Origin of the sequence: Phnomibacter sp. (assembly GCF_036803085.1) — a bacterium.
Taxonomy (GTDB): domain Bacteria; phylum Bacteroidota; class Bacteroidia; order Chitinophagales; family Chitinophagaceae; genus Phnomibacter.
Genome location: NZ_DAIRUZ010000004.1, coordinates 366,437 through 392,866, shown reverse-complemented (window position 1 = coordinate 392,866; position 26,430 = coordinate 366,437). Strand labels below are relative to the sequence as shown.

Genomic DNA, 26,430 nt, shown 5'->3' with positions numbered 1-26,430 from the left:
CCGCCACGTATAACCAACGATGGCGGATTTTTTTGGCACTCCATTGAAACGTATATCGCAATTGTCACCTATTTTCAAGACCTGAGAATTTTATCATCCACAACTACACTTGCTATGGCCTTATCCTTCAAACAATTTACACTGGGTATTGAGGAAGAGTATATGGTGATTGACCCCAGCACCAAGGAGCTAATCAGCCACGATCAGCGCATTGTAACCGAAGGCCAAAAAGTAATTCGGGATAAAGTAAAAGCCGAAATGCACCAGGCCGTGGTAGAAGTTGGCACCGACATTTGCCATAACATAGAAGAGGCTTACAAAGACATTAGTACGCTGCGCAAAACCATTAAAACCATTGCCGGCGAATTGGGTTTATCAGTAGCAGCCAGCGGTACGCACCCCTTTAGCAGCTGGCAAATGCAGCTTATAACCGAGCATGCCCGCTACAGCCAGTTGATTGATGAATTGCAGGACGCTGCCCGCAGCAACCTCATTTTCGGACTGCATGTGCATGTGGGTATGGAAAACCGCGACATTGCGATGCACATCGCCAATAGTGCCCGTTACTTTTTGCCCCATGTGTATGCACTCAGCACCAACTCTCCTTTTTGGGAAGGCCGCCGCACCGGCTACAAATCGTACCGCACCAAGGTGTTCGACAAGTTTCCACGCACCGGCCTGCCAGAGTATTTTGAAAATGTAGAAAGCTATGACCGGTTTGTAAACCTGCTCATCAAAACCAATTGCATTGACAATGCCAAGAAAATTTGGTGGGACCTACGGGTGCATCCTTTCTTCAATACGGTAGAATTTCGCATTTGCGACATACCCATGACCGTGGATGAAACGATTGCTATTGCTGCTTTGTTTCAGGCGCTGTGTGCCAAGCTGTACAAACTGCGCAGCCAAAACATGAACTTTATTATTTACCCCCGCCCCCTCATCAACGAAAACAAATGGCGGGCCAGCCGCTATGGCATTGATGGTACGCTGATTGACTTTGGCAAAGAAGCCGAAGTAAACACACGGGCTTTGATTTATGAACTACTCGATTTTGTAGATGATGTGCTCGACCCGTTGGGCAGCCGCCATGCCGTAGGCTATATCCGACGTATGCTGGAGCAAGGCACAGGTGCCGACCGCCAAATAGCTGTGTACGAAGCCAACGGCGGCGATTTAAAAGCCGTAACCACATTTATAGAAGACTGCTTTTTGAAATAACAACATGTATTGATAGCAAAAAGAGTGCTCCAATAGCACTCTTTTTTTATGCCTAAAAACAAAAGGCCAACTCCGGAGAGTCAGCCTTTTGCATACATGTTGTTAGTAAAGCGCACCGGTTATTTCAACCACCACATTTTTCCATAGTTATCGTCTGTACCACCAATGGCAGTAACAGCCGCTTTGTAGTTATCGCCGTTCAGCGCAGACTCTGTTGGAGGATAACCCAAACGCAAAGGAATACCACGAGAATCTACTGCATCAACAGCAGGTGTAAGCACAGGGAAACCCGTACGGCGCCAGTCGTTCCATGACTCCCAGCTGTTCAGGTACAAGTGTACCCATTTTTCGGTAATGATTTGCTTGTGGCCATCAGCTGCTACGTATGCAACACCTGGCAGCGCCACGTAGGTATCGTATGCCGCCTGATTAAACACACCATATTGCTCCCATGAAGCTTTGATGGCAGCTTTGTATTTAGCTTCTGCCTCAGCTTCGCCACCGGCAGCCCAACCGAGTTTGGCAGCTTCTGCTTGCATAAACAGCACCTGTGCGTAGTTGAACACCGGCATAGCAGAAGACTGACTGCGGAAAGCATCACCAATGCGGCTATATGCTGCAGGAATATTTACTGCTACGTTACGACCGTAGGCTAAACCTTTTACCACACCGCCACTCAGCGATTCGCCATAGATTTTCAACCGTGGGTCGGCTTTTGGTTCCATGTAATCTGTCAGCGTTTTAGAAATAGCATAGTCATTACGATTGCTGATAGAATAGTTGTTGTACCAGGGGTTGTAGTTGTTTGGATCGCCGGCAATGAATTTGTAGGCAATATTTTGAGCATTGCTGGTAAGCACACCTGCGGCTACTGCTGCTGCATATTCCGCTTTACCCTTGGTTACATCGGCCTTTGTAAGGCGCAGTGCCATCGTCATACGAATGGTGTTGGCAAAACGCTTCCATGCATTCATGTCGCCATTGAGCAATACATCGCCTACTACACTCGACTCACCTGTATTGATTTGTGCAACGGCTTCTGTCAGCTCTTTAAAAAGAGCGGTGTAAATGTCCTGCTGCTTATCGTACACGGGTGAATAGGCCTTATTACCTTGCAATGCCTGGCTGTATGGAATATCGCCCCACTTATCGGTCATCAGCAAATAGTAGTAAGCCTTCATAATACGGGCTACCGCTATCTGGTTGTTTTTAGAACCGTTGCCATTGGCAGCTGCCAAACCTTCATTGTTGTAGTTGATGATCGTTTGCAAATCGTACAACGGACCGGTGTACCATGCAGTAAACGTGAGGTTTCTATCGCTGTACAATGATGAACCGGGGTATGGCCCTTCCGACAAATGCTGCACGTACAGTGCACCCAGGCGGGAAGCGGCTGTATTGCCCAACACCAAATCACTCATGGAGCGTTGCGCATTGGTAAGCAGTGCTTTGGTGGAAGCCTGCGTAAGCAAAGCCGGTGAAATGTTGGTATCATCAAACTTGTTGCAGCTGTACAGGCTGGTAGCCGCTGCAAAAAGTATTAGTAGTTTTTTCATTTCTTTTCTGTTTTAAATGCTTCAAAAGAGTGTTGATTAGAAAGTGATACGCAGGTTGCCACCAATTTGACGGCTGGCAGAGAGCTGTCCACCTTCGCGGTAGAACACTTCCAATTCTGAAGGATCGATGCCGTATTGCTTGGTAGTAGCCCAAATCAACCAGGCGTTTTGCACTATCAAACCAATGTTGGCCGACTTAGCAATTTTTACTTTTTTCAACAGGCTCGAAGGAATGGTATAACCAAAGCGGATTTCGCGGAGCTTCACATAAGAGCCATCCAGCAAAACCTCGCTACCCTGACGCTGACGGGCGGTGTACCAGTAAGCACGGGCACTGATGTAGCGGTTGTTTGGCTGGCCTACCAATGGACCATTGGCAAATACACCGGGGATACGGATACCACCATTGCCTGCGTTGCCGCCTGCGGCAGTGTAGGAACCGGGATAATCACGCCAGTCGAAACCTTTGTCATTTACACCTACTGTTTCTTGGCTCAAGCCAGCACCAGTGTTGAAGTTGCGTGTTTCTGAGTAGAACAAGCCGCCCTTCTGGAAGTCGATAGAGAAAGTAAGATCAAATGCTTTGTAGCGGAAAGAGTTGAACATACCACCAGTCCAATCGGGCAGTACATTACCAATTTTTACGTTGATATCATACAATGGCTGACCAGTTTGGTCGATGAGTGTCTGACCTGTTTTTTCATCAGTTCTCCACTTACGACCATAGTAGCTACCCCACTCACCACCAACACGGTGTTCGAGGCGGGTATCGTAGCGGTTGGTAGCATACAGATAAGTATTGATGCCGGGAGCCAGTTCTTTTACTTCGTTGCGGTTGCGGGCCCAGTTGAGGCTTACTTCCCACGTAAAGTTTTTAGACTGTACTGGAGTACCATTGATAGCTACTTCCACACCACGGCTTACAATATTACCCGCATTGATTTGTGCAGTTGAGAAACCACTGGAAGGTGAAACGTCTACAGGCAAAATCTGGTCGGTGTTGTTGTTTTCATACAAGGTTACATCCAAGCCAATCCGCTTGAAGAAACGCAGTTCGATACCGGTTTCCCAGGCCTTGGTAAGTGCCGGGCGAATGCCGCCACCACGAAACTGGTTGCCAATAGATACAGAAGGGTTAGCACCATAAAATGAACCGTTGCTGATAGCGATATCCAGTGAATGCGCATCCAAATCAGAACCAACAGAAGCATAAGAAGCACGGAGCTTACCAAAGCTCAACCAGCTTGTTTTCAGCAGTTCGGTAAAGATGAAGCTGCTGCTCAAAGATGGATAGAGGTAAGAATTGCTTTCGGCAGGCAGTGCAGAAGACCAGTCGTTGCGGAGTGTTCCTTCCACAAAAATCATGTCTCTCCAACCTACTGATGCCTTACCATACACACTGTTCACAATCTTCTTTTCGTAACCACGGCTAATGTCGGGACGACCAACTGAAGCTGCAATATTAAAATAGTTAGGAGAGCTTAAACCACCGGTAGTGGCTTCGCTCAACTGACTGTAATAGTTTTTACGAACGTTGCCACCGAGCAAACCATCTACAGAAAACTCACCAAACTTGTTTTTGTACATCAGGTTGGTTTCGTAGTTCATTTCGCGGTATTGGTTTTGTGCAATGGAATATCCATCAAGATTTAAACCACCGGAAGCAACACGCTGATCGTTTTCGTTGCTGTATTGGTTCATCCGTACATATGACTGAATGTTGAAGTGGTTGTTGATTTTGATATTCAAACCCACGTTACCAATCAAACGGCTCTGGCGCTGTGTGCCATAGTTTTCTTCCAATACAAAATATGGGTTGTCCCAATACTGCGGTTTGCTGTAAGAAGCATAATCGCCGGTACTGTTGGGGTCGCCTATGTTCCAGCTGTTCAGGTTTCCATCGGGCTGGCGGTAGGTCTTCATTTTTTCGATATCCAACTGGCGTTGAAACCATTGGTTAAAGTTTTGCGTCACGTTCAACCCATCCAGGCGATAGCCTTCGAGTGGCTTGCCCTTGGTGTAGTTGGTGGTATAAGTTACATCTGATGAAATGGTGAGGTACTTACCTACATCAAAAGAACTGTTGATACCCAGCTGATGCTGCTCACGGTTGGCATTGGGGATGATGAGACTGCGGCTTTGGTTGCCGTAGGTCATGCGGATGTTATGCGATTCGCTACCAGAGGTAAAGGCGATAGAGTTGTTGAGGTTAGTACCCGTACGGAAGAAGTTTTTGATGTTGTTTGGTTGAGGTGTCATGGGCACCATTTTGCCAAACTCATCGCCAGGATACCAGCTGTAGTATGGGCGGTACAGGTTGCCGTCAATCTTTGGACCCCAGCTTTCATCAGCACCATATTCCAGCATACGCTGGCCATCGAAAGATGCCCAAGAAGCAGGGTGTACAGATGGACGATACTTGAAAATGTAATAACCCTGAGCATCCAGATAACCGGCGCCCAAAGAGTTGATGTTGGTATAAGAAGAAGAATAACCGCCGGCATATTCGTTTTGATAAGGTGGAACGAGTGCCAGATTTTCAAAAGTCACACCGAGGTTTACTTCTACGCTGCTTGTTTTTTTACGGGTACCTTTTTTAGTAGTAATAACAACGGCTCCGTTGGCGGCACGCTGGCCATACAGCGCTGTGGCTGCAGGTCCTTTCAGTACGCTTACGTTTTCAACGTTGTCCATAATTACGGCACTCTGGTTGGTAATGGTACCATCTACCACAAAAATGGGGGCTTGAGGTCCAAGGCCAGTTACACCACGAATAAGGATGTCGGCATTGTCGAACGTAGAGCTGGGAGAACCAACCAGTTGCACACCGGCAACTTTACCAGCCAGGCTGGTGCTTACGTCCAGTGATTTGGCAATGGTCAGGTTTTCACCTTTTACTTCCTGCACCGCTTAACCGAGGGCTTTTTTCTCCCTTTTTACACCGAGGGCGGTGACTACTACTTCGCTCAGGTTGCTCTCAGCTGCTGACAGCTGTACAGAAAGATTTACGTTGGCGGCCAGTTCAATGCTTTGAAAACCTGTGGCAGAAATAACCAGTTTAGCGGTTGGCGCTACGGTCAGTTTAAATGAACCGTCACCTTCCGCCATTGTGGCGTTTCTGGTTCCTTTTTCGGTAATAGTGGCTCCCGCTACAGGAGCACCGTTTTTGTCGGTAACCTTACCAGCTACCTCTACCTTTTGTGCAATAGCTATGGCCCATGAGCTGACCAGAGCCACTACAAGTAGTAGCATTTTTCTCATACTGTTTTGTTTTTGGTTGAACAAGAAATTGGTTAGGATTGCAATATAACCCTTGGTTATGTAATTGTAAAAATTTTGTTAACAGATTTATTCCCAAACTATTGTCCTATGAGGTTGCTTAAACAATAGACAGAATAAAGAGAATTGGTATCTAAATAATTTTCAGGAACTCACTGGTTCATTCTTACTCATTCAACTACAAATTATTTGCCGATGTGCACTTGTTGTTTATTACCTACCTGCATGAACTAAATGCGGGATACCTACTTTTGCCGCTTTCCTAATTGAAAGGTTTAGCATGGTAAAACTGGCAATTCTCGATTTGTATGAAGGTTTCGAAAACCAGGGCATGCGGGGCATTCGTGAAATAGTCAACAGTTTTGCCGACCATCATGGGCTGGATATTACCATTACCGAGTTTGACGTTCGCCGCAAACTGGAAGTGCCCGATACCAGCTTCGATATTTTCATCAGCAGTGGTGGGCCGGGTAGCCCTCTCGAATCGGAAGGCAGCGAGTGGGAAGCCGCCTACTTTAGCTGGCTCCAACAAATTGAACAATGGAATGCCAACCCGGCCAATGTGCACAAGAAACATGTGTTTTTTATTTGCCACAGCTTTCAGCTGGCATGCCGGCACTATAGAGTGGGCAATGTTTGCAAAAGAAGATCCACTTCATTTGGTGTATTTCCTGTTCACATGATTAATACAGCCGAAGCAGAACCCGTTTTTGCTGGTTTAAAAGAGCCATTCTACGCTGTAGACAGCCGCGATTTTCAGGTGATTGAACCCAACCACCAACGACTCCGCGATATGGGTGCATCATTATTATGTATAGAAAAAGCCCGGCCGCATGTAGCTTTGGAAAGAGCCGTGATGGCCATTCGCTTTTCGCCTTATTTCTTCGGCACACAGTTTCATCCGGAAGCCGATGCCATTGGTATGACCATGTATTTATTGCGGGAAGACAAAAAGAAAACCGTGATTGAAAATCATGGCGAGGCTAAATTGCAAGATATGATTGATCACCTGAGTGACCCTGATAAAATTTTATATACTCACGATACTATTTTGCCCAACTTTTTACGCCTGGCAACCCATGCACATTCCAGCGTTGGTTTGGGATAACTTTAATACAAACTGAAGCCCCCTTTCATCCTATTTTTGCACACCACAAACGATGTCGAACATCAAATACGACATCCCAATTCATGAAGAAATCCTGGTGGAAAATACTGTCGGTAGCCTGCTTGTTGTACGCCTTTGTGGCTGGCCTTTTGCTGCCTGTTCCTGCACGGCCCATTGTCAATGAAAGTATCCGCAATTTGTACTACCACGTACCCATGTGGTTTGGCATGATGATTTTAATGTCGGTGTCTGTAGTGTATTCCATTGTATACCTGCGTCATTCCAAATTGTCGCACGATATAAAGGGTAGCCGTTTTGCCAGCACGGGTATGCTGTTTGGCGTGTTGGGTATTGTAACCGGCGCCATTTGGGCCAACTACACCTGGGGCCAGCCGTGGAGCAACGATATCAAGCAAATTTTGGCGGCTATTGCCTTGCTCATTTACGCAGCTTATTTCATTTTACGTTCTTCTATTGATGACATTGATAAACGAGCACGGGTAAGTGCAGTGTACAACATTTTTGCATACACCATGCTCTTTCCTACCCTTTTTATCATACCCAGAATGTACGAAAGCCTGCACCCCGGCGGCGAAGGCAACCCGGCCATCAACCAGAATGATATCGACCCTATGATGCGCATTATTTTCTGGCCTGCCATGTTGGGCTGGACGTTGCTGGGCGTTTGGATATCGCAGTTGTACATCCGCATTCAACTTATTAAAGACAGAAACATTCTCAATGGCTAAGTATATCAAAACAGCCTCGCTGTTCCTCGCTTTTTTTGTTGCTTCACTGGTAATGTTTGCACAAGTTCCTGCTGAAAATCAGCCGGTAGAAATGGCAGATACCATGCGCAGCAACGGTAAGATTTACGTAGTGGTAGCAGTACTTACCACCGTGTTGGCAGGTATTGTATTGTACCTCATTCGCCTAGAGAAAAAAGTAAAGGCATTGGAAAAAGAACACAGTGCCTGATTTCCTTGTTGCTTAAATATCCATGCGGCCATGCATGGACTGCTTGCTATAGAAATAACGATTGTTAAACCAAAAAACATTTTATGTCTGCCGAGTACAGTTTTTTTGAAAGTGTAGGCACTAGCTTCGACAAAGCTGCCAAATTCACCAAATGGGATCCGGGTATTCTCGAACAAATCAAAGCATGTAACTCAGTGCTGCGTATGCGATACCCTGTAAAAATGGATGATGGTCACATTGAAGTGATTGAAGCATACCGTGTACAACACAGCCACCACAAGGCTCCTTGCAAAGGAGGTATCCGTTTTTCAACCGAAGTAAACCAAGATGAAGTAATGGCACTGGCTGCATTGATGACCTACAAATGCGCCATTGTGAACGTACCTTTTGGTGGTGGTAAAGGTGGTATCAAAATTGACCCTCGTAAGCATAGTGCTTACGAGCTGGAAAAAATCACCCGCCGTTACACCTCTGAACTGGTGAAGAAAAACTTCATTGGCCCCGGTATTGATGTTCCCGCTCCTGACTATGGCACCGGCGAACGTGAAATGGCTTGGATTGTAGACACCTACACTACTCTGAAGCCAGGCGAAATTGATGGCTATGGTTGTGTAACGGGTAAGCCTATTTCACAAGGCGGCGTACGTGGTCGTAAAGAAGCCACGGGTCTCGGTGTATTCTTTGGTGTACGTGAAGTGTGCAGCATGCCTGAAGTAATGAATAAAATTGGTTTGCCATTAGGACTCGAAGGCAAAACAGTAGTGGTGCAAGGCCTCGGCAACGTGGGCTACCATAGTGCCAAATTTTTCCGTGAAAAAGGGGGTTGCAAAGTAATTGCCATTGCAGAATACGAAGGCGCAATCTACAATGAGAACGGCCTGAACGAAGAAGAAGTATTCCAACACCGCAAAGCAACCGGCAGCATTCTCAACTTCCCCGGAGCTACAAACATTACCAATAGCAAAGAAGCGCTGGAACTACCTTGCGATATCCTCATTCCTGCTGCATTGGAAAACGTGATAAATGGTGAAAATGCAGACCGCATCAAAGCCAAAATCATTGGAGAAGCAGCCAACGGCCCCTGTACGCCGGAAGCAGATGAAGTATTTGCTAAAAAAGGAATTGTATGCGTACCTGATATGTACCTGAACGCAGGTGGTGTAACGGTTTCCTACTTCGAATGGTTGAAAAACCTGAGCCACGTTCGGTATGGTCGCATGGAAAAACGCTTCACCGAAAACATGAATGCCCGCATCCTCAACCAAATGGAAGAACTGTCGGGTAAAAACATGGCCGAAGCCGAAAGAAAAGCCATCATGCACGGCCCCGATGAAGTAGATCTGGTTCATAGCGGCCTCGAAGAAACCATGGTGCAAGCCACCCGTGAAATCATCGAGTGCTGGCACAAAAATCCGGAGATTCCGGACATGCGTAGTGCTGCATACGTTGTAGCTATCAACAAGGTTGCAACAAGCTATTCAGAACTTGGAATTTTCCCATAATACAAGGCATATCGATTGATGCAAAAAGCGACTGTTTCTTAACAGTCGCTTTTTTTATGATAATGGAGGAAGCTGGTCTATCAATTGCAGGGTTCCCTCCTGCCGCTGCCAGCACAAATGTTGTTGCCCATTCGAAATTATGAGCAGTTGCGCCGGCACTTTGCTGAGGTAGCTGAGTGCCTGCTGCAATACTTTATCGTTCAATAAAATGTCAGGCGCCTTGCATTCAATCAGCAGCCAGGGTGCGTGTTGGCGGTCATATACCACAACATCGAAGCGACGCTTTCTGTCAGCAACCACAATCATTTTTTCCAATGCAATTAAGGCCGCAGGAATTTGTTGCACTTGTACCAGCCATTGCAACAGGTTTTGGCGCACCCATTCTTCAGGCGTAAGTACCAACCATCTTTTGCGCAGCGGATCAAATATTTCCCTCATCCCATCCGTCTCTCTCAATCGAAACGCTGGCTCAGGAAAGTTGATTTGTATCATCAGCCAAAAGTATTGATTACCTTTATCAATTATCCTGCAGTGATGAAACGCTGTAGCTCAAGTTGATATGAAGACAAAAACAGATATAGTAAACAACTGGCTGCCACGCTATACCGGCCAATCTCTCGAACAATTTGGTGAATATATTCTGCTCACCAATTTTAGTAATTATGTAGATCTCTTTGCCCAATGGCACAATGTAGCAGTAATTGGTAAAGACAGGCCCATGCAATGTGCCACTGCCGACAACATTACCATTATCAACTTTGGTATGGGCAGCCCAGGTGCTGCTACCATTATGGATTTGCTATCGGCCATAGAGCCAAAAGCGGTACTTTTTTTGGGCAAATGTGGGGGCCTCAAAAAGCGCAACAAAATTGGCGACCTGATTTTACCCATTGCTGCCATTCGTGGTGAAGGTACTTCCAACGACTACTTCCCGCCCGAGGTGCCTGCACTCCCTGCGTTTGCTTTGCAAAAAGCCGTGTCCACCACCATCCGCGATATGGGTGTAGACTACTGGACAGGTACTTGCTACACCACCAACCGCCGGGTGTGGGAGCACGATGATGAGTTTAAAGAATACCTGCAGAAAGTAAGGGCCTATGCCATCGACATGGAAACGGCCACCATTTTCACCGTAGGCTTTTACAACAAAATACCAACCGGCGCATTACTGCTGGTAAGCGATAGCCCCATGGTACCAGAGGGTGTAAAAACTGAAGCCAGCGATAAAAATGTGACCAGCAAATTTGTAGACCAACATATTAAAATTGGTATAGAGTCGCTGAAGCAACTACAGAATAACGGCCTCACAGTTAGGCATCTGAAATTTTAAATCATCAACGCCTCATCTAAATAATGAGGCGTTTGTTTTTTAACAGGCGCAAATTTCTGGCGGCTGGCTTTTTTAGTTCGGCTTCTTATTACCTTTGCCAACCCAATAATGGCAGATTATTGGAATATTTGATAACCAACTGGCGCCGTAAGGCCAATTGGATGTGTCCCTTCCACATGCTTCGCACAGAAGTATGTCCATCTTGTATCGTAGTCGTACAGGTGCTTGTAGGTTATCAGTTTTATTGACTTTAAAGCATTTTTCCTGTATGAAACTTTCGCAGTTTAAGTTCGACCTTCCGCTGAACCTCATTGCACAAAGCCCATTGAAGCGCCGCGAAGACAGCCGCCTCATGGTTATTGATCGTAAGACCGGTGAAATGAGAGACCATCATTTCTACGAAATCATGGATTTTTTCAACGACAAGGATGTATTTGTAGTAAACAACACCAAGGTTTTTCCCGCAAGAATGTATGGCAGAAAGGAAAAAACCGGTGCAAAAATTGAAGTGTTTTTGCTGCGTGAACTGAATCGCCCTAACCGCCTGTGGGATGTAATTGTTGATCCCGCGAGAAAGATTCGTGTGGGTAACAAATTGTACTTTGGCGACAATGACGAACTGGTAGCCGAAGTAATTGACAACACCACCAGCCGTGGCCGTACCATCAAGTTTTTGTGGGATGATACCGAAGAAGCTTTCCGCAAAATGCTTGACTTTTTGGGCGAAACACCATTGCCTAAGTACATCAAGCGTAAACCCGATGAAACAGATAAAGAACGCTACCAAACTGTATATGCCAAATACGAAGGTGCGGTAGCTGCTCCTACGGCCGGCCTGCATTTCAGCCGCGAATTGATTAAGCGTTGCGAAATTAAAGGGGTCCGTTTTGCAGAAGTAACGCTGCACACCGGCCTCGGCACTTTCCGCCCCATAGAAGTAGAAGACCTGAGCAAACACAAAATGGATGCTGAATACTATCGTATAGATGAAACAGCTTGCCGCATTGTAAACAAAGCTAAAACCGAGGGCCACCGCATCTGCTCTATTGGCACTACTACCATGCGTGGATTGGAAACATCTTTTACTGCCGAAAAATTGTTGAAACCATCTGAAGGCTGGACGAATATGTTCATTCATCCGCCATACGATTTCAATATTGCCGATTCATTGGTAACCAACTTCCACCTGCCCAAAACGAGCCTGCTTATTATGGCCTGCTCTTTTGCCGGTTATGATTTGGTAATGGAGGCATACAAAAAAGCCATCAAAGACAAGTATCGCTTCTTCACCTATGGTGATGCGATGCTGATTTTATAATCGCATTTGTATCAAAAAGCAAAGCTGCCCCCCAAAAGGAGGCAGCTTTTTTTACTTACTCACCCATTGAAATAATACTAAGATCGGTTTGATTTGAGTGAGTTTACCTGCTCTTGCAACGTATTCACTACGCTAGCCAGCTGATTTACATCCCACACGGGTTTTTCCATAGGGCGACTCAGAATCATTTGGGCCTGCCATACTTCTGCAATGTCTTCCGACTTAACGGTGTAAGGCGGGTATTGAGGATTGTCGCTTACCAGAGTGAGTGTTGTTTCCAACTTTGGCTCTTTTTGTATCCGTTTGTAAACGATTCCATCCGTACGGCTCACTACAATATATGCCTGGTTGGATTTTACATATTCCAGATTTTCAACCTTCTCTCCCACAATTACACTGCCACTGGGCGTAGGCAACATAGAATCGCCAATGATTTCAAAAGCACGGTATTCGCCGGGGCCCAGCATAGGTAGTGTAAATGTGTTGAGCTCATCAACAAATTCAGGATCGTTGTATCCAGCCAGGTAACCAGCCGCGGCCTTTACTGGTACAAACTGAATATTGGAACGCTCAGCACCCATTTTCAGCTTGCGGCGTTTGGCCATGTATGACTCTCCTTCATCGGCCAGTTCCTTCAGCAACACATCTTCCAGCGATAGCTTAAAAATGCTGCACACAGTTTCTACCACTTCGAGGCGGGGCTCGGCCCGCTCCTCTTCGTAGGCACCTACCAACGATCGCTTAATGCCCACTATATTGGCAAAGTCTTCTTGTGTCCATCCACGCAATTTGCGAAGGTACTTGAAGTTTTTTCCGGCGAAACTCATTGCTACTTGTTTTGGCAATATTACTAAATATTTTTGCAAAGCCAAAATATTTAGCTCCTCTTTTTTGCAAAAGATAAATAGCCTTTTGCCACTGCGGCATTGGCACCGGGTTTACTTTTACGCCAGCATTTACATTATGACAAACGAACGACCTATCATTCTGATAACCAACGACGACGGCATTACGGCTCCCGGTATCCGGAATCTGGTGGAAGCAGTAAAAGATTTGGGACAAATTGTAGTAGTAGCACCCGATAAACCTCAAAGCGGTATGGGCCATGCCATTACCATTGGTCACCCGCTGCGCATGAACCAGCTCGACCTTTTTGGCGGCATTGAAGCCTGGCAGGTAAGCGGCACCCCAGCCGACTGTGTGAAGCTGGCCGTTGACAAACTCATTCACCGCAAGCCCGATTTGTGTTTGAGCGGTATCAACCATGGTGCCAATCATGCCATTAATGTCATCTACAGTGGTACCATGAGTGCTGCCATGGAAGCAGCCATCGAAGGCATCCCTTCGGTAGGCTTCAGCCTGATGGATTACAGCATGGAAGCCGATTTTTCTGCAGCCAGAGAAGTTGTACGTTCAATAGTGATGAAACTGCTGGCCGAAAAACAGGACAATCATTTACTACTCAACGTCAATATTCCTAAAGTCAGCATGGAATTACTGGCAGGTATTAAAATTTGTCGTCAGGCTTATGCCAAATACCAGGAAGATTTTGACGAACGTACCGACCCGCATGGGCGCAAATACTACTGGCTTACCGGCGAGTTTGTAAACATGGATGAAGGCGATGACACAGACGTATGGGCACTCGAACATAACTACGTTAGCGTTGTACCCATCGCCATCGACTTTACCAATTACAAAATGAAACAGCAACTGGAGGAAAAGTGGTCATGAACATGCTGACGAAAGACAACTTCAAGCTCGGTTTGATACTTGGATTTTTTCTACCATTTGCAGGGGTTGTTATCTATTATTATTGGAAAATTTATCCTAACGAATTCAGCACTTTTCTTGAATACCTGACCTCTGAAAAACGCTTATTGTCGAGCCTTACAGTAGTGTGCTTGTTGTTGAATGTTGGCCTATTTACTGCATACATCAACACGCACCGCGATAAAACAGCCAAAGGCGTTTTCGCTATTAGTGTAGTGTACGCTGTAGTTTCTTTAATGATCAAATTTTTCGCCTGAGTTCATTTCATTTCAGCCTTTACGCATGAAGTATTACATCATAGCCGGCGAGGCTTCCGGCGATTTGCACGGAAGCAATCTCATTAAGCAAATTCACCTGCAGGATAAGCAGGCAGACATTCGCTGCTGGGGTGGCGATAAAATGGAAGCGGCCGGTGCAACCTTGGTGAAACACTACCGCCAGCTGGCTTTCATGGGTTTTGCAGAAGTGCTCATGAACCTACGTACCATTCTCAACAACCTGTCTTTTTGCAAAAAAGATATTGCAGCCTTCAAGCCGGATGTAATTGTATTGGTTGACTATCCGGGCTTTAATTTGCGCATAGCCAAATGGGCAAAACCACTCGGTTACAAAGTGGCCTATTACATTTCGCCACAGGTATGGGCATGGAAGGAAAACCGGGTAAAAATGATGAAACAGTGCATCGATTTGATGATGGTGATACTGCCTTTTGAAAAAGACTATTATAAAAACAAATGGCAATGGCACGTAGAGTACGTTGGACATCCATTGGTGCAAACTATTCAGGAGTTTCAGCCATGTATTGCCTCATTTTCTGAAAAACAAATTGTTGCAGTATTGCCCGGCAGCCGCAAACAAGAAATAAATGTAAAACTGCCGGTGATGCTGGAAGTATCCAAGCGTTTTCCGCAATATCAATTTATTGTGGCTATGGCGCCGGGCACCGATGAAAGTTTTTATCAGCAATTCGTTAGTCGCTATCCTAATGTGAGCTGTGTGGGCGGCCTTACTTATGAGCTATTAAAAACCGCCACTGCAGCCTTAGTAACCAGTGGAACTGCTACACTGGAAACGGCTTTGTTTGGGGTTCCACAAGTGGTATGTTATAAAGGCAGCCCCATCAGCTACGCCATTGCCAAGCGACTCATTACCATCAAATACATTTCGTTGGTAAATCTCATTATGGATAAACCTGTGGTAACCGAATTGATTCAGCACGACATGAATGTGGAAGCCATTTCGAAAGAGCTGGATGCTATTCTGAACGACAAATCCAATATTCATCGTATAAAGAAGGACTATGAGGAGCTTTTTGCGTTGCTGGCAGCCGGAGGTGATGCGTCGGCTACAGCAGCCGGCCATATTTCGAAGCTGCTGCTTGCCTAACCTTTCTTGACGATTAGCTTAACGGCCAGAATAACCAAGGCCAACAAAAACAGCAAAATGGAAATTCTGTTGATGCCGTGCATGTATTTTGTCCACTGAGTAGTAGGCTTGTTTGGATCTTTTTTCTTCAAATACAAATACTCACCGATTTGCTGTAGTACGCCCATAAATGCTTTTTGTGAATAACAAGGATCGCAACCGATTGGTTGATGCCCATGCAGAGAAGTGAAGAATTATTTATGACTAATCAGCAAGAAATAGCTTAGCGTATTAACTCAGGAGTATTGAATACCAGTTATTTCTATCTCTCTCCTATGTTTGGTTATTGATATTAATGAACAAACTTCAATGTTAAAACATTGATAATGCATTGTACTGCTGTGCATAATTGTTGTTTTTTGTTTACCGTCTTATAGGAAATACTTAAACAGCTTAATTTCTCAATAGACTTCAAAGTTTAAACATTGAAATTTTTCAGAAGAAATGTGGAAAACCTTGGTTCATTCGTTTTGCAAAACAGGTAGGTGCCAGTGATATGTGTCACAGTAGCCCGCCGCTACTGTTCTGACTTTTGTAAGGCCTTGATGAATCTCGTTTAGGTGAAAATTACAGCCGCATGCACATAGAAACAGTTCGGAACGAAGCGCTTTCTGAAAATGGATACTTTTTGTACGATGCCGGAGAGGCTGTAGTGATAGACCCGATGCGGGCTATTTCGCCCTATCTTGAAAAACTGGCGGCTACAAATATCCGTTTGAAATATGTATTGATGACCCATTTTCATGCTGATTTCATTAGCGGTCATCAGGAACTGGCAGCCAGAACCGGTGCCACAATCGTGTTTGGCCCTACGGCAAAGCCGCTTTACCGGGCACATATTGCAAAAGATAATGACCTGCTACATGTTGGTGAGTCAACTATCAAAGTGCTGCATACCCCGGGCCACTCATTAGAATCAACTTCGTTTCTGGTAAGTAACGCCTCCGGAAAAGATATTGCCATTTTTACAGGCGATACCTTGTTTGTGGGAGAAATTGGCCGCCCGGATATTGTGCAACAATTGAAATCTGAAATTACACCTGAATTTTTAGCAGGATTACTATACGATTCGTTACGCAATAAAATTTTACCCCTGTCAGACGATATCATGATTTACCCGGCACATGGTGCAGGCAGCGACTGTGGAAAAAATATTGGCAATAGCCCTGTGGATACAATTGGCCACCAGAAGAAAGTGAATTATGCTTTGAATCCGCAGTTGCAAAGGGATAGGTTTATTGCAATTGCTACAGAGGGCTTGCCTGTTCCGCCTGCCTACTACCCTTTTAATGTGTTGCTCAATCAAAGTGCCTGTACCACTACGCAGGAAGAAATGATGTGCAACGGACTTCACCCACTTACTGTAAATGCATTTGAAAAAGCAAGAGAAGAAAATGCTGCACTAATTATTGACACCCGAGCCGTATCGGCGTTCTCAACTGCATTCATTCCTGGTGCTGTTTATATTGCCCTCGACGATCAGTTTTCAAAACTGACAGGTGCATTGATAACAGACCTTCAGCAACCGATATTGTTGGTACTTGATGAAGGCACAGAACAAGCTGTCATTTCCCGTTTGGTAAACATTGGTTACAACAATACCATTGGCTACTTGCAGGGCGGTATTGAAGCATGGATTAAGGCAGAAAAACCTGTTGCGGCGTTGCTACATATAGAAGCATATGATTTTGAAAATAATTATCACCAGCAGCAAGGCATTTGCTTAATGGATGTCAGAAAAACTTGCGAGTACAATAGTCAGCACATCATTGGCAGTAAGCACTTTCCACTTGGCGAAATTTATAAGTGGAGCAAAACATTGAACCCGGACAATACGATTCATTTACTCTGCAGTTCGGGCAACCGTTCGGCCACTGCTGCCAGCATTTTGGCTGCCGGTGGGTTTGGCAACGTACTCAATATAACCGGCGGCATTCAGGCACTCTTAAACACAGACTTACCAAGATCAGCCTATCAGGAGCCGGTCAGCCAACTCTAAAATCCGGTGGTGACTATTATCACTTAACCCCGGTTGGCAACAATTTTTATTTGTACTTAACGAATCATTACTTCAACGATACAATACTATGCCCGACGAGCTGACGCTACGCAAATTATTCCCCAATCTTGAAGACGGGCTGTATGAAGAACTGTTGCAATATGGCAACGTAAGAAGCTTTGCAGCCGGGTCTGTGATTTTGAAAAAAGGGCACCCCATCCGATCAACCATGATGGTGATTGAGGGTGTTGTAAAACTGTATCAGGATGACGACGAAGGCGATGAGTTTTTTGTGTACCACTTAGAGCCCGGGCAGGCTTGTGCCTTGAGTATGGTATGCAATTTTGGTCATGAAAAAAGCGAAGCCATGGCAAAAGCTCTCACGGATGTAGTAGTACTTTCGGTGCCGTTACAATACATGGAAAAATGGTTAGGGCAATACAAGAGCTGGCACTACTTTGTTATCAAAACATACCGTTCACGTTATAATGATTTATTGCAAACAGTAAATGAAATTGCTTTCAGAAATATGGATGAACGCCTTGAATTTTATTTGCTGAAACAAGTAAAACAATTTGGCAACCATGTAAAACTGACGCACCAGGAAATAGCCAACGATCTCAACTCAAGCCGCGAAGTCATCAGCCGCCTGATGAAAAAAATGGAAAAGAACGGATGGATAAGTATTCATCGGAACTCTTTTGAATGGCTGCGAAAATGAACGTAAATGCTAAAAAGTACTCAGCTCATTTTTACATTCTATCTTGAGTGATTACAATCACAGAAGAACTAATAACAACCAGACAATTTTGTATTCTAAATCGAATTCATGGAAGTAGCAGGTTATCTCGCATCGCTGGTCATTGGTATTTCATTAGGCTTAATTGGCGGAGGTGGTTCTATACTCACGGTTCCTGTATTGGTGTACTTGTTTGGTGTAAACCCTGTAGCTGCCACAGCTTACTCATTATTTATTGTAGGAGCTACAAGTTTGGTTGGTGCTTTCCCAAAATATAAAGCCGGAGAAGTAAACCTGAAAACAGCACTCATTTTTGGTATCCCATCTATAGCAGCTGTGTATGCCACCCGTGCTTTTATAGTACCTGCCCTACCCAATGAAGTGTTTACCATAGGTGATTTCATTGTGACGAAGCCTTTACTAATGATGATGCTTTTCGCCATCCTGATGGTGTTTGCCTCCATCTCTATGATTAGAGAAAAGAAAAAATGCGTTGATTGTCCTGAAGAAAAACAAGTATTCAACTACCCATTGATTTTGCTGGAAGGTGCCATAGTAGGTGTGCTTACCGGACTGGTAGGTGCCGGCGGTGGTTTCTTAATTATTCCAGCATTGGTGCTGCTCAGCAAGCTCCCCATGAAACAAGCGGTGGGCACTTCACTCCTCATTATTGCAGCAAAGTCTTTACTCGGTTTTACCGGCGACTTGGGTAAAACAGTCATGGACTGGCCCCTTTTGCTTACCGTTACAGCTCTGGCCATAGCAGGTATTTTTGTAGGCAATTTGCTGAGTAAAAAAGTTTCTGCAGCAAGTTTAAAAAAAGGCTTCGGCTGGTTTGTGTTGGTAATGGGTATTTACATCATTATCAAAGAGCTTTTCCTCTCTGTTCCATCGGCTCACTAATAGTGATACTCCATCATTACAAGTTTATCCATTACACCATCATTTTTGTAACCAATCAATTTAATCCATATGTTTTTTCAACACGTGTACGACAAAACGCTTGCACAAGCCAGCTATTTTATCGGCTGTCAAAAAGCAGGTGTAGCCGCAGTTATTGACCCCAAAAGAGATGTAGACACCTACCTCGAGATAGCTGTGCAAAACAATATGAAGATCACCCACATCTTCGAAACACATATACATGCCGACTTCTTGGCGGGCTCACGTGAATTGGCTGCTCTTACTGGTGCAGAAATGTATTTGAGTGGCGAAGGCGGCCCCGGTTGGGAATATGAATTTGCACACAACGCATTGAAGCATGGCGACATTGTAAAAGTGGGCAACCTGAAAATTGAAGTGCTGCATACACCCGGGCACACTCCTGAAAGCATCAGCTTTTTGCTGACAGATGTGTCGGCCAGCGAAGAGCCTGTGATGATTTTTACAGGTGACTTTGTATTTGTAGGTGATATTGGCCGCCCCGACTTACTGGAAAAAGCCGCAGGTTTGGTTGGCACTCAGGACAAAGGTGCACACCAAATGTTTGAATCTATTCAGAAGTTTACCGCACTGGCAGACTACATACAAGTATGGCCCGGCCATGGTGCCGGTTCGGCCTGTGGAAAGGCTTTGGGCGCAGTGCCCAGCTCTACTGTGGGTTATGAAAAAGTACGTAACTGGGCATTCCGTTTTCAGCAGGATGAAGCCGGGTTCATCAACTTTTTGCTGGCAGACCAGCCCGAGCCGCCCAAGTACTTTGCTATGATGAAAAAGCTGAATAAAGTGGACCGCCCCTTGCTCACAAGCGTTCCAAAACTGAAGCAGCTGAATACCGAAGAACTGATGGCTGCTATGAAGCAAGGCATTAAAGTAATTGACACCCGTTTGAAAATGGACTTTGCCGCTGGCTACATTCCCGGCACACTCAATATTCAGGGCAACAACGCATTTGCTACATGGGCTGGCTGGTTCCTCAATTATGATGAATCTTTTATCCTGTTGGCAGACCCTGAGCAACTCGATGATCTTACCAGAAAGTTGATGCGGATTGGTCTGGATAATATCCTGGGCTTTATTCCCTCTACAAAAACATGGGAAGCTGCCGGTGGCAAACTGGAAACAGCAGCACTGGTAGACGAAAATGTAGTGAAAGAAAAAATGGCAGACAATAGCGACACACGCATCATTGACCTGCGTGGTGTGGCAGAATACAAAGCTGGCCACATTAAAAACGCCGCAAACGTTTTTGTAGGAACCATTGAAAAAAACATGGATAAAATTCCTACAGAATCACCTGTAATACTGCATTGCCAGGGTGGCGACAGAACAGCTATTGCATATTCGGTTTTGGCGAAAGCCGGTTATAAAAATATTGCCAGCTATATGGGTGGCATTAATGAATGGACAGCTAATGGCAATACACTGGTGAGTGAGTAAAAGTGTGCTGCTTAATGACAAGATTGGCCTTCGCTATGCGGAGGTCTTTCTTTTGTAACAGTAGCATGTAACAGTAGCACAAATTGCCAAAGATGCTTGTGTAACTTGAGTCATACATAGGCCTGACGACCCTATGCAATTTTGTACAATCATCACCAATGAAAAACAACGAATATGCAATACCAACAAATTGTTCAACTCCCCGACACACTGTTTGTAGATGTACGAACAGCAATGGAATTCAACATGTACAAAGCTGAAGGCAGTATCAACATTCCCATGGATCAAATACCTGCACAATGGAAAAGCATTGAAGGTATTGGTCAAAGAAACATTGTGTTCTTTTGCCGGAGCGGCAACCGCAGCGGCCAGGTAGTGAGCTACCTGAAACAATTAGGCGTAGCCAATATTTACAATGGTGGTAGTGTAGAAGATGTCATTAATATACTGGTACGCAAATCAGCTTAATTATTATTTGAAACAACGGGCACTCACCGGCATTTAACACAATGCCAGTGGGTGCTTCCTTATTTTTGAACCATCTCAATGTTCATTATGCAACGTATTCTCTTCTCTGCTTTTGCACTCGTTTTGCTACTATCAGCAGGGGTAATGGCCTGTCAAAATAAGCCTGCTGCAACAGCAATTGCTCCTGCTGAAAATAGTAAAACATTGCCCGAACTAAGCATGAAAACGCTCAGTGGCAAAACCGTTTCGCTGGCTTCATTTAAAGGAAAAAAAATATTGCTCAATTTGTGGGCATCGTGGTGCGGACCATGCCGGGAAGAAATGCCAGGCATTGAACAGCTTGCCGCATCTATCGACACCAGTAAAGCAGCCATTATCTTATTATCGCTTGATGAAGACGCAGCTGATGCCATCAAGTTTATGCAAGGCAAAAACCTGTTTGCACATAGTTACATGCCTGCTGGCGACCTCCCCGATTTGCTGAATGTTCCCGGCATTCCGGCCAGCTTTTTCTTTGATGAGAACGGACAACTGGTAAAAGAGATTTCAGGCAAGGAAGAATACAATACCGATGCCATAAAGGCGCTATTGAAATAGCAGGTAGTGTATTTAAAAAAAGCGGCCAACACATAAGTATTGGCCGCTTTTTTGTTTGTTATTGATTTACGCAATCCATGCACCGGTCATTACACCATCCGCCACTTCTACATCAATATAATCTTGCAGCGTAGTGGCCAGGCTGAACCCAACAATATCAGGCTGTATCGGAAACTTACGATGGGTACGTGCTACCAGAACTGCAGTCTGAATTTTATTGGGATGATGCTCTAAAAATGGCTTCAAAGCATAGGTGAGCGTTTTGCCGCTATTGGCCACATCGTCGAGCAACAGCAGTACAGCACCATTCAAATCGGGCTGATTGCTCAGCGATATTTCACCGGGATGACGTTTATCCAGATCAATGGTCAGTTCTTCAATAACACCATCGAAATATTTAGCCAACTCTTTTTTGATAATGTCGCTCATGATGGCGCCATTGGGCAAAATACTGGCAATTACAATGCGTTGCTCATCCATATTTTGCTCGGCTATTTCCAAGGCCATCCGCTGCAACCGCAAGTCGATGCCTGCCTTATCCAGTATGTAATTTTTAACCACTTTGTAAACGCTTTGTGGCAAATTAACCACAAAACAAACAATATAGCAGCAGGGCACTTAATTTAGTGCCATCGATTTATTGTGCTTGCTAAACTTATTTGTATGCAATATCTGGCTCAGGCGTTGTTTGTAAGTGTTGTTGCCGCAGCTGTTTGGTTGTTTTCCCGCAACATTGGGCGTATCCGTAAGGTCATTTTAATGGGTAAGGACGAGACCATTGAAACCGACCGCAACAAGCGGATGAGCAACTTATTATTGCTGGCGCTGGGCCAAAAAAAGATGTTCAAAAATCCGCTGGTGGCCATCATGCACTTTGTGCTGTATGCGGGTTTCGTTATCATCAATATTGAGGTATTGGAAATAGTGCTGGATGGTGTGTTGGGCACCCATCGTTTGTTTGCTCCCATGCTGGGCAGTTTTTACAGTTTTCTCATCAATGCTTTTGAAATACTGGCCTTTGCCGTACTCGTTTTTTGCGTAGTGTTTTTGGTGCGTAGAAACGTGCTGAAACTACGTCGTTTTATCAGCAATGATTTGAATGGCTGGCCCCGCAGCGATGCTAATTACATTCTCTTCACGGAGATTGTATTGATGTCGTTGTTCTTGCTCATGAATGCCACCGAAGGCGTACTGATTGCCAACAACGTGGCGCCGTATGCTGAACATGCAGTTGGCCCGTTTGCCATTAGTCAGTACATCTCCCCTTTGTTAAGCGGCTTGTCCAACGCAACACTGGCAGGCATTGAAAGAACAGCGTGGTGGTTGCACATCATCGGCATTCTGGCCTTCCTGAACTACTTGCCGTACAGCAAGCATTTGCACATTTTGTTTGCCTTTCCCAATGCGTGGTTTGCCCGCCCCGAAACCTATGGCAAAATGCAGAACATGCCAGAGATTCAGAAGGAAGTGGCACTGGCCATGGGGCAGGATATTGCTACACATCCTGTGCTCAGTCAACTGCCCGAGGCGCCGCCCAATCAGTTTGGTGCCAAAGATATTTTTGACCTCAGCTGGAAGAATTTGCTGGATGCTTACAGCTGCACCGAATGTGGCCGTTGTAGTACCGCCTGCCCGGCCAACAGCACCGGAAAAGTACTCAGCCCCCGGGCTATCATGATGAAAACCCGTGACCGTGCCGAAGCAGTAAGCAAAGTGCTGGCGGCCAACAATGGCCAATGGGTAGACGATGGTAAAAGCTTGTTGCATGATTACATTACGGTGGAGGAACTGCGGGCCTGTACCACTTGCAATGCCTGTGTGGAAGAGTGCCCTGTAAGCATTTCTCCGCTGGATATTATTTTGAAACAACGCCGCTACCTCATCCTCGACGAGAGCAACAGCCCCGGCGAGTGGAATGCCATGTTTGGTAATATTGAAAACAACTTTGCCCCCTGGAAATTTAATCCGGAAGAAAGGGAAGCCTGGGTAAATGGATGATTTTTCTTTCAACGCCAAGTAGCTAAGACACAAAGATTTTAATGGAACTGAGTGAATGCTCAGTTCCATTTTTTATGACAGCAACTCAAAAGCATGCTTACATCGGTACCACTGAGAAACGGAGGAAAGAAAGAACTCAACAGCTCCCATCAACCAAACCCGAACCTGCAAACCACCAACTAAAAACCCGAAACATTCTTCTCTCAAAATCTTACCGGCTTTGCGCCTTTGCGTTGAAAAAACGCAACAGTCGGACAAAACCCAAAACATCGTCCTATCTTTCTCAAAACACAATAAAGCATGATGACGAAAAAGAAATTCCTTGGCCTCCTGCTCTTCGCCTTTTCGCTGCAGGGCATGGCACAAGACGACATTCAGTATCAGCGACCACCTCAAGCCATTGCCGATATTTTGCTGGCAGCCGGCACGCCTTCTGTCATCATCGACGACAAAGGCACGTACATGCTGCTCAGTGAACGTAGCTCTTACCCCAAAATTGAAGAACTGGCACAGCCCGAACTCCGCATTGCAGGCATGCGCCTCAACCCAAATAATTTTGGCCCCAGCCGCAGCACCTACATCACCAATTTTAAAATCAAAACCGTAGCCACCGGCAAAGAAATGCAGGTAACTGGCCTGCCCGCCAACCTGAAAGCTGGCAGCCCCGTTTGGAATCCTTCGCAGACAAAATTTGCCTTCAGCCATACCACCGCCAACACCATTGATTTGTACGAGGCAGATATCAAAACCGGCGTAGCCAAAAAAGTAAACAAGAAGAGCCTGAACCTGGTACTGGGCGACTACAGCTATGTAGACGATGCTACTTTGTTGTACTACGTGGCATTGAAACCAGCTTCGCAGGCACCACCAAAGCCATTAGCACCCAAGGGTCCTGTGGTACAGCAAAACCTCGGCAAAGCCGCTCCCAGCCGTACCTATCAGGATTTGATCAAGAATCCTTACGACGAGCAACTGTTTGAATTTTATGCCACCAGTCAGTTGGTAGAAAACAAAGGCGGTTTAGAAACAGCCATTGGCACTCCGGCCATTTACAGCCGTGCCTCAGTAAGCCCCGACAAAAAATATTACCTCATCGAAACCATCAAAAAGCCATTCAGCTATCTGGTGCAGGTAAATGGTTTTCCCAGCACCATGAAAATAACCGATCGTAAAGGTGCAACCGTGAAAGTGCTGGCCGAATTGCCGTCGGCAGAAAGTTCACCCACAGGTTTCGACAACGTGCAAGACATTACCCGTGGCCACAACTGGCGGGCCGATGAGCCAGCCACTGTGTATTGGGCCAAGCCACTCGATGGCGGTATCATGAAAAACAATGTACCCTTTCATGATGCAGTATACATGTTGAGTGCTCCATTTACCGGCGCCGAAAAAGAACTCACCAAAACTGAAATGCGTTACCGCGGCATGGTGTGGGGCGATGCCAACATGGCCTTGTTGAATGAAGGTCTGCAAGGCAAGCAGCGGGCAAAATTGTCGATGCTCAACCCAAGCACCGGTGCTAAAGAAGTACTCTTCGACCGCAGCACCAACGACCGCTACAGCGATCCGGGTTCTCCCGTATTACATCGCAATCAGTATGGCCGCAATGTGCTGCAAACGGTGAACAATGGCACTGGCATTCCCATGATTGGTGCCGGCGCATCTCCTGATGGCGATTTGCCTTTCTATGCCATTTTCGATTTGGCCAGCAAAAAGAACAACATCGTTTGGCGCTGCGAAAAAGGCTACTACGAAAGCGTAACTGATGTTTTGGATGCTGAAAAAGGATGGGTAATTACCAGCCGTCAAAGCCCGACAGAAGCACCCAATTATTTCATGCGTGACATCAAGGCCAATACCGTAAAAGCGTTGACTAGCTTCCCCGATCCTCAGCCTGCCTTGCGACAGATTAGCAAGCAAAAAATCACTTACAAACGTGTAGATGGTATCGACCTTACAGCAACTGTTTACCTGCCTGCCGGTTATGATGCAAAGAAAGATGGCCGTTTGCCCATTGTGATGTGGGCTTACCCACGTGAGTTTAAAAGCGCCAGCGATGCTGCACAGGTACGAGGTAGCAAATACACCTTTACACGCCTCAACTGGGGCTCACCCATTTTTTATGCTACACAAGGCTATGCGGTAATGGATGAGTCGGAGTTTCCGATTGTGGGCGAAGGCGACAAGCAACCCAACGACAACTTTGTAGAGCAACTCATTTGGAATGCTGAAGCAGGCCTGAAAGCAGCACACGATTTGGGCTTTGGCGATACCAGCCGTGCAGCAGTGGGTGGCCACAGCTATGGCGCCTTTATGACGGCCAACCTGATGGCCCACAGCCGCCTGTTTAAGGCCGGTATTGCCCGCAGTGGAGCTTATATGCGTACGTTGACGCCGTTTGGTTTCCAAAATGAAGAACGCACTTACTGGCAGGCACCCGACTTGTATTACAAAATGAGTCCGTTTAGCTATGCCGATAAAATTAAAGATGCCATTCTGTTGGTGCATGGCGATGCCGACAACAACCCCGGCACCTTCCCCATCAACAGCGAACGTTTGTACAATGCCATCAAAGGCCACGGCGGTACAGTACGTTTTGTAAGCCTGCCATATGAAAGCCATGGCTACGCTGCCGAAGAAAACCTGCTGCACCTGCTGTGGGAGCAATACAGCTGGCTGGAGAAATACGTGAAGAAAGCGGGTAAATAATCTTGCTGCTTTCTTTTACCAACAACCCGTAGCTGTGATGGTTACGGGTTG

At 45.7% G+C, this 26,430-nt stretch carries 25 protein-coding genes; 18 read left to right on the top strand and 7 right to left on the bottom strand.

Annotation, left to right across the window (positions count from 1 at the left end):
• The first annotated feature begins 114 nt into the window (after positions 1–114).
• Entirely contained in the window at positions 115–1,221 is a 1,107-nt protein-coding gene (locus V7Q13_RS10955; protein ID WP_333800726.1) for a carboxylate-amine ligase, read from the top strand.
• A 119-nt stretch (positions 1,222–1,340) separates the two neighbouring features.
• On the opposite strand, the gene V7Q13_RS10950 is transcribed toward V7Q13_RS10955, so the two are convergent.
• The 3 genes from V7Q13_RS10950 to V7Q13_RS10940 are packed head-to-tail and all read right to left on the bottom strand — an operon-like array spanning position 1,341 to position 6,038.
• Positions 1,341–2,777, bottom strand: a complete 1,437-nt coding sequence (locus tag V7Q13_RS10950) for a SusD/RagB family nutrient-binding outer membrane lipoprotein (protein ID WP_333800725.1) — start codon at positions 2,775–2,777, stop codon at positions 1,341–1,343.
• Positions 2,778–2,813: 36 nt separating this feature from the next.
• Complete coding sequence (locus V7Q13_RS10945) at positions 2,814–5,684, bottom strand: SusC/RagA family TonB-linked outer membrane protein (RefSeq protein WP_333800724.1); 2,871 nt, start codon at positions 5,682–5,684, stop codon at positions 2,814–2,816.
• Positions 5,685–5,687: 3 nt separating this feature from the next.
• On the bottom strand, positions 5,688–6,038 hold the full coding sequence (locus V7Q13_RS10940) for a carboxypeptidase-like regulatory domain-containing protein (protein WP_333800723.1): 351 nt from the start codon (positions 6,036–6,038) through the stop codon (positions 5,688–5,690).
• A 298-nt stretch (positions 6,039–6,336) separates the two neighbouring features.
• Between V7Q13_RS10940 and V7Q13_RS10935 the strand changes: the two genes are divergently transcribed.
• The 4 genes from V7Q13_RS10935 (at position 6,337) to V7Q13_RS10920 (ending at position 9,644) form a co-directional block, all read left to right on the top strand.
• Positions 6,337–7,164 (top strand): type 1 glutamine amidotransferase, encoded by an 828-nt coding sequence (locus V7Q13_RS10935; protein WP_333800722.1) that lies wholly within the window; start codon positions 6,337–6,339, stop codon positions 7,162–7,164.
• An 83-nt stretch (positions 7,165–7,247) separates the two neighbouring features.
• Entirely contained in the window at positions 7,248–7,913 is a 666-nt protein-coding gene (ccsA, locus tag V7Q13_RS10930) for a cytochrome c biogenesis protein CcsA (protein ID WP_333800721.1), read from the top strand.
• Complete coding sequence (locus V7Q13_RS10925; protein ID WP_333800720.1) at positions 7,906–8,142, top strand: CcmD family protein; 237 nt, start codon at positions 7,906–7,908, stop codon at positions 8,140–8,142. Before ccsA ends, V7Q13_RS10925 begins: the two co-directional genes overlap by 8 nt.
• 83 nt (positions 8,143–8,225) lie before the next feature.
• Positions 8,226–9,644: a Glu/Leu/Phe/Val family dehydrogenase gene (locus tag V7Q13_RS10920; protein ID WP_333800719.1), complete on the top strand. Its 1,419-nt coding sequence runs from the start codon at positions 8,226–8,228 to the stop codon at positions 9,642–9,644.
• 54 nt (positions 9,645–9,698) lie between these two features.
• Here V7Q13_RS10920 and V7Q13_RS10915 read toward each other — a convergent pair whose 3' ends face one another.
• A complete protein-coding gene (locus V7Q13_RS10915) occupies positions 9,699–10,136 on the bottom strand; it encodes a type I restriction enzyme HsdR N-terminal domain-containing protein (RefSeq protein WP_333800718.1) in 438 nt (145 codons plus the stop codon).
• Positions 10,137–10,203: 67 nt separating this feature from the next.
• Between V7Q13_RS10915 and V7Q13_RS10910 the strand changes: the two genes are divergently transcribed.
• Both V7Q13_RS10910 and queA read left to right on the top strand, forming a co-directional pair.
• Positions 10,204–10,974 (top strand): AMP nucleosidase, encoded by a 771-nt coding sequence (locus V7Q13_RS10910; RefSeq protein WP_333800717.1) that lies wholly within the window; start codon positions 10,204–10,206, stop codon positions 10,972–10,974.
• 268 nt (positions 10,975–11,242) lie between these two features.
• Entirely contained in the window at positions 11,243–12,292 is a 1,050-nt protein-coding gene (gene queA, locus V7Q13_RS10905; RefSeq protein WP_333800716.1) for a tRNA preQ1(34) S-adenosylmethionine ribosyltransferase-isomerase QueA, read from the top strand.
• Positions 12,293–12,369: 77 nt separating this feature from the next.
• Here queA and V7Q13_RS10900 read toward each other — a convergent pair whose 3' ends face one another.
• Positions 12,370–13,119 carry a LexA family transcriptional regulator gene (locus V7Q13_RS10900; RefSeq protein ID WP_333800715.1) on the bottom strand — a complete coding sequence of 250 codons (750 nt, stop codon included), beginning with the start codon at positions 13,117–13,119 and terminating at the stop codon, positions 12,370–12,372.
• A gap of 136 nt (positions 13,120–13,255) precedes the next feature.
• Here V7Q13_RS10900 and surE point away from each other — a divergent pair, with 136 nt between their 5' ends.
• From surE to lpxB, 3 genes are read left to right on the top strand one after another with little or no spacing between them, the layout of a single operon-like run.
• Positions 13,256–14,026, top strand: coding sequence for a 5'/3'-nucleotidase SurE (gene surE / locus V7Q13_RS10895; RefSeq protein WP_333800714.1), 771 nt, complete (start codon positions 13,256–13,258; stop codon positions 14,024–14,026).
• Complete coding sequence (locus V7Q13_RS10890) at positions 14,023–14,322, top strand: hypothetical protein (protein ID WP_333800713.1); 300 nt, start codon at positions 14,023–14,025, stop codon at positions 14,320–14,322. Before surE ends, V7Q13_RS10890 begins: the two co-directional genes overlap by 4 nt.
• Before the next feature lie 25 nt (positions 14,323–14,347).
• On the top strand, positions 14,348–15,451 hold the full coding sequence (gene lpxB, locus V7Q13_RS10885; RefSeq protein WP_333800712.1) for a lipid-A-disaccharide synthase: 1,104 nt from the start codon (positions 14,348–14,350) through the stop codon (positions 15,449–15,451).
• Here the strand turns inward: lpxB and V7Q13_RS10880 are convergent.
• A complete protein-coding gene (locus V7Q13_RS10880) occupies positions 15,448–15,618 on the bottom strand; it encodes a DUF6728 family protein (RefSeq protein ID WP_333800711.1) in 171 nt (56 codons plus the stop codon). The two genes, lpxB and V7Q13_RS10880, sit on opposite strands and share 4 nt — an antisense overlap.
• 449 nt (positions 15,619–16,067) lie before the next feature.
• Here V7Q13_RS10880 and V7Q13_RS10875 point away from each other — a divergent pair, with 449 nt between their 5' ends.
• The 6 genes from V7Q13_RS10875 to V7Q13_RS10850 all read left to right on the top strand — a co-directional run bounded on the left by V7Q13_RS10875 (position 16,068) and on the right by V7Q13_RS10850 (position 21,672).
• Positions 16,068–17,489 (top strand): MBL fold metallo-hydrolase, encoded by a 1,422-nt coding sequence (locus V7Q13_RS10875; protein WP_333800710.1) that lies wholly within the window; start codon positions 16,068–16,070, stop codon positions 17,487–17,489.
• 88 nt (positions 17,490–17,577) lie between these two features.
• Positions 17,578–18,210 carry a Crp/Fnr family transcriptional regulator gene (locus V7Q13_RS10870; RefSeq protein ID WP_333800709.1) on the top strand — a complete coding sequence of 211 codons (633 nt, stop codon included), beginning with the start codon at positions 17,578–17,580 and terminating at the stop codon, positions 18,208–18,210.
• Between the two features lie 108 nt (positions 18,211–18,318).
• Entirely contained in the window at positions 18,319–19,131 is an 813-nt protein-coding gene (locus tag V7Q13_RS10865) for a sulfite exporter TauE/SafE family protein (RefSeq protein WP_333800708.1), read from the top strand.
• A gap of 69 nt (positions 19,132–19,200) precedes the next feature.
• Positions 19,201–20,607, top strand: coding sequence for an MBL fold metallo-hydrolase (locus V7Q13_RS10860; protein ID WP_333800707.1), 1,407 nt, complete (start codon positions 19,201–19,203; stop codon positions 20,605–20,607).
• Positions 20,608–20,781: 174 nt separating this feature from the next.
• On the top strand, positions 20,782–21,075 hold the full coding sequence (locus tag V7Q13_RS10855) for a rhodanese-like domain-containing protein (protein WP_333800706.1): 294 nt from the start codon (positions 20,782–20,784) through the stop codon (positions 21,073–21,075).
• Between the two features lie 87 nt (positions 21,076–21,162).
• Positions 21,163–21,672, top strand: a complete 510-nt coding sequence (locus V7Q13_RS10850) for a TlpA family protein disulfide reductase (protein ID WP_333800705.1) — start codon at positions 21,163–21,165, stop codon at positions 21,670–21,672.
• Positions 21,673–21,738: 66 nt separating this feature from the next.
• On the opposite strand, the gene V7Q13_RS10845 is transcribed toward V7Q13_RS10850, so the two are convergent.
• Positions 21,739–22,233 (bottom strand): phosphoribosyltransferase family protein, encoded by a 495-nt coding sequence (locus tag V7Q13_RS10845; RefSeq protein ID WP_333800704.1) that lies wholly within the window; start codon positions 22,231–22,233, stop codon positions 21,739–21,741.
• Between the two features lie 102 nt (positions 22,234–22,335).
• Here V7Q13_RS10845 and V7Q13_RS10840 point away from each other — a divergent pair, with 102 nt between their 5' ends.
• Complete coding sequence (locus tag V7Q13_RS10840) at positions 22,336–23,670, top strand: (Fe-S)-binding protein (RefSeq protein WP_333800703.1); 1,335 nt, start codon at positions 22,336–22,338, stop codon at positions 23,668–23,670.
• A 300-nt stretch (positions 23,671–23,970) separates the two neighbouring features.
• A complete protein-coding gene (locus V7Q13_RS10835) occupies positions 23,971–26,379 on the top strand; it encodes an alpha/beta hydrolase family protein (RefSeq protein ID WP_333800702.1) in 2,409 nt (802 codons plus the stop codon).
• Positions 26,380–26,430: the final 51 nt, after the last annotated feature.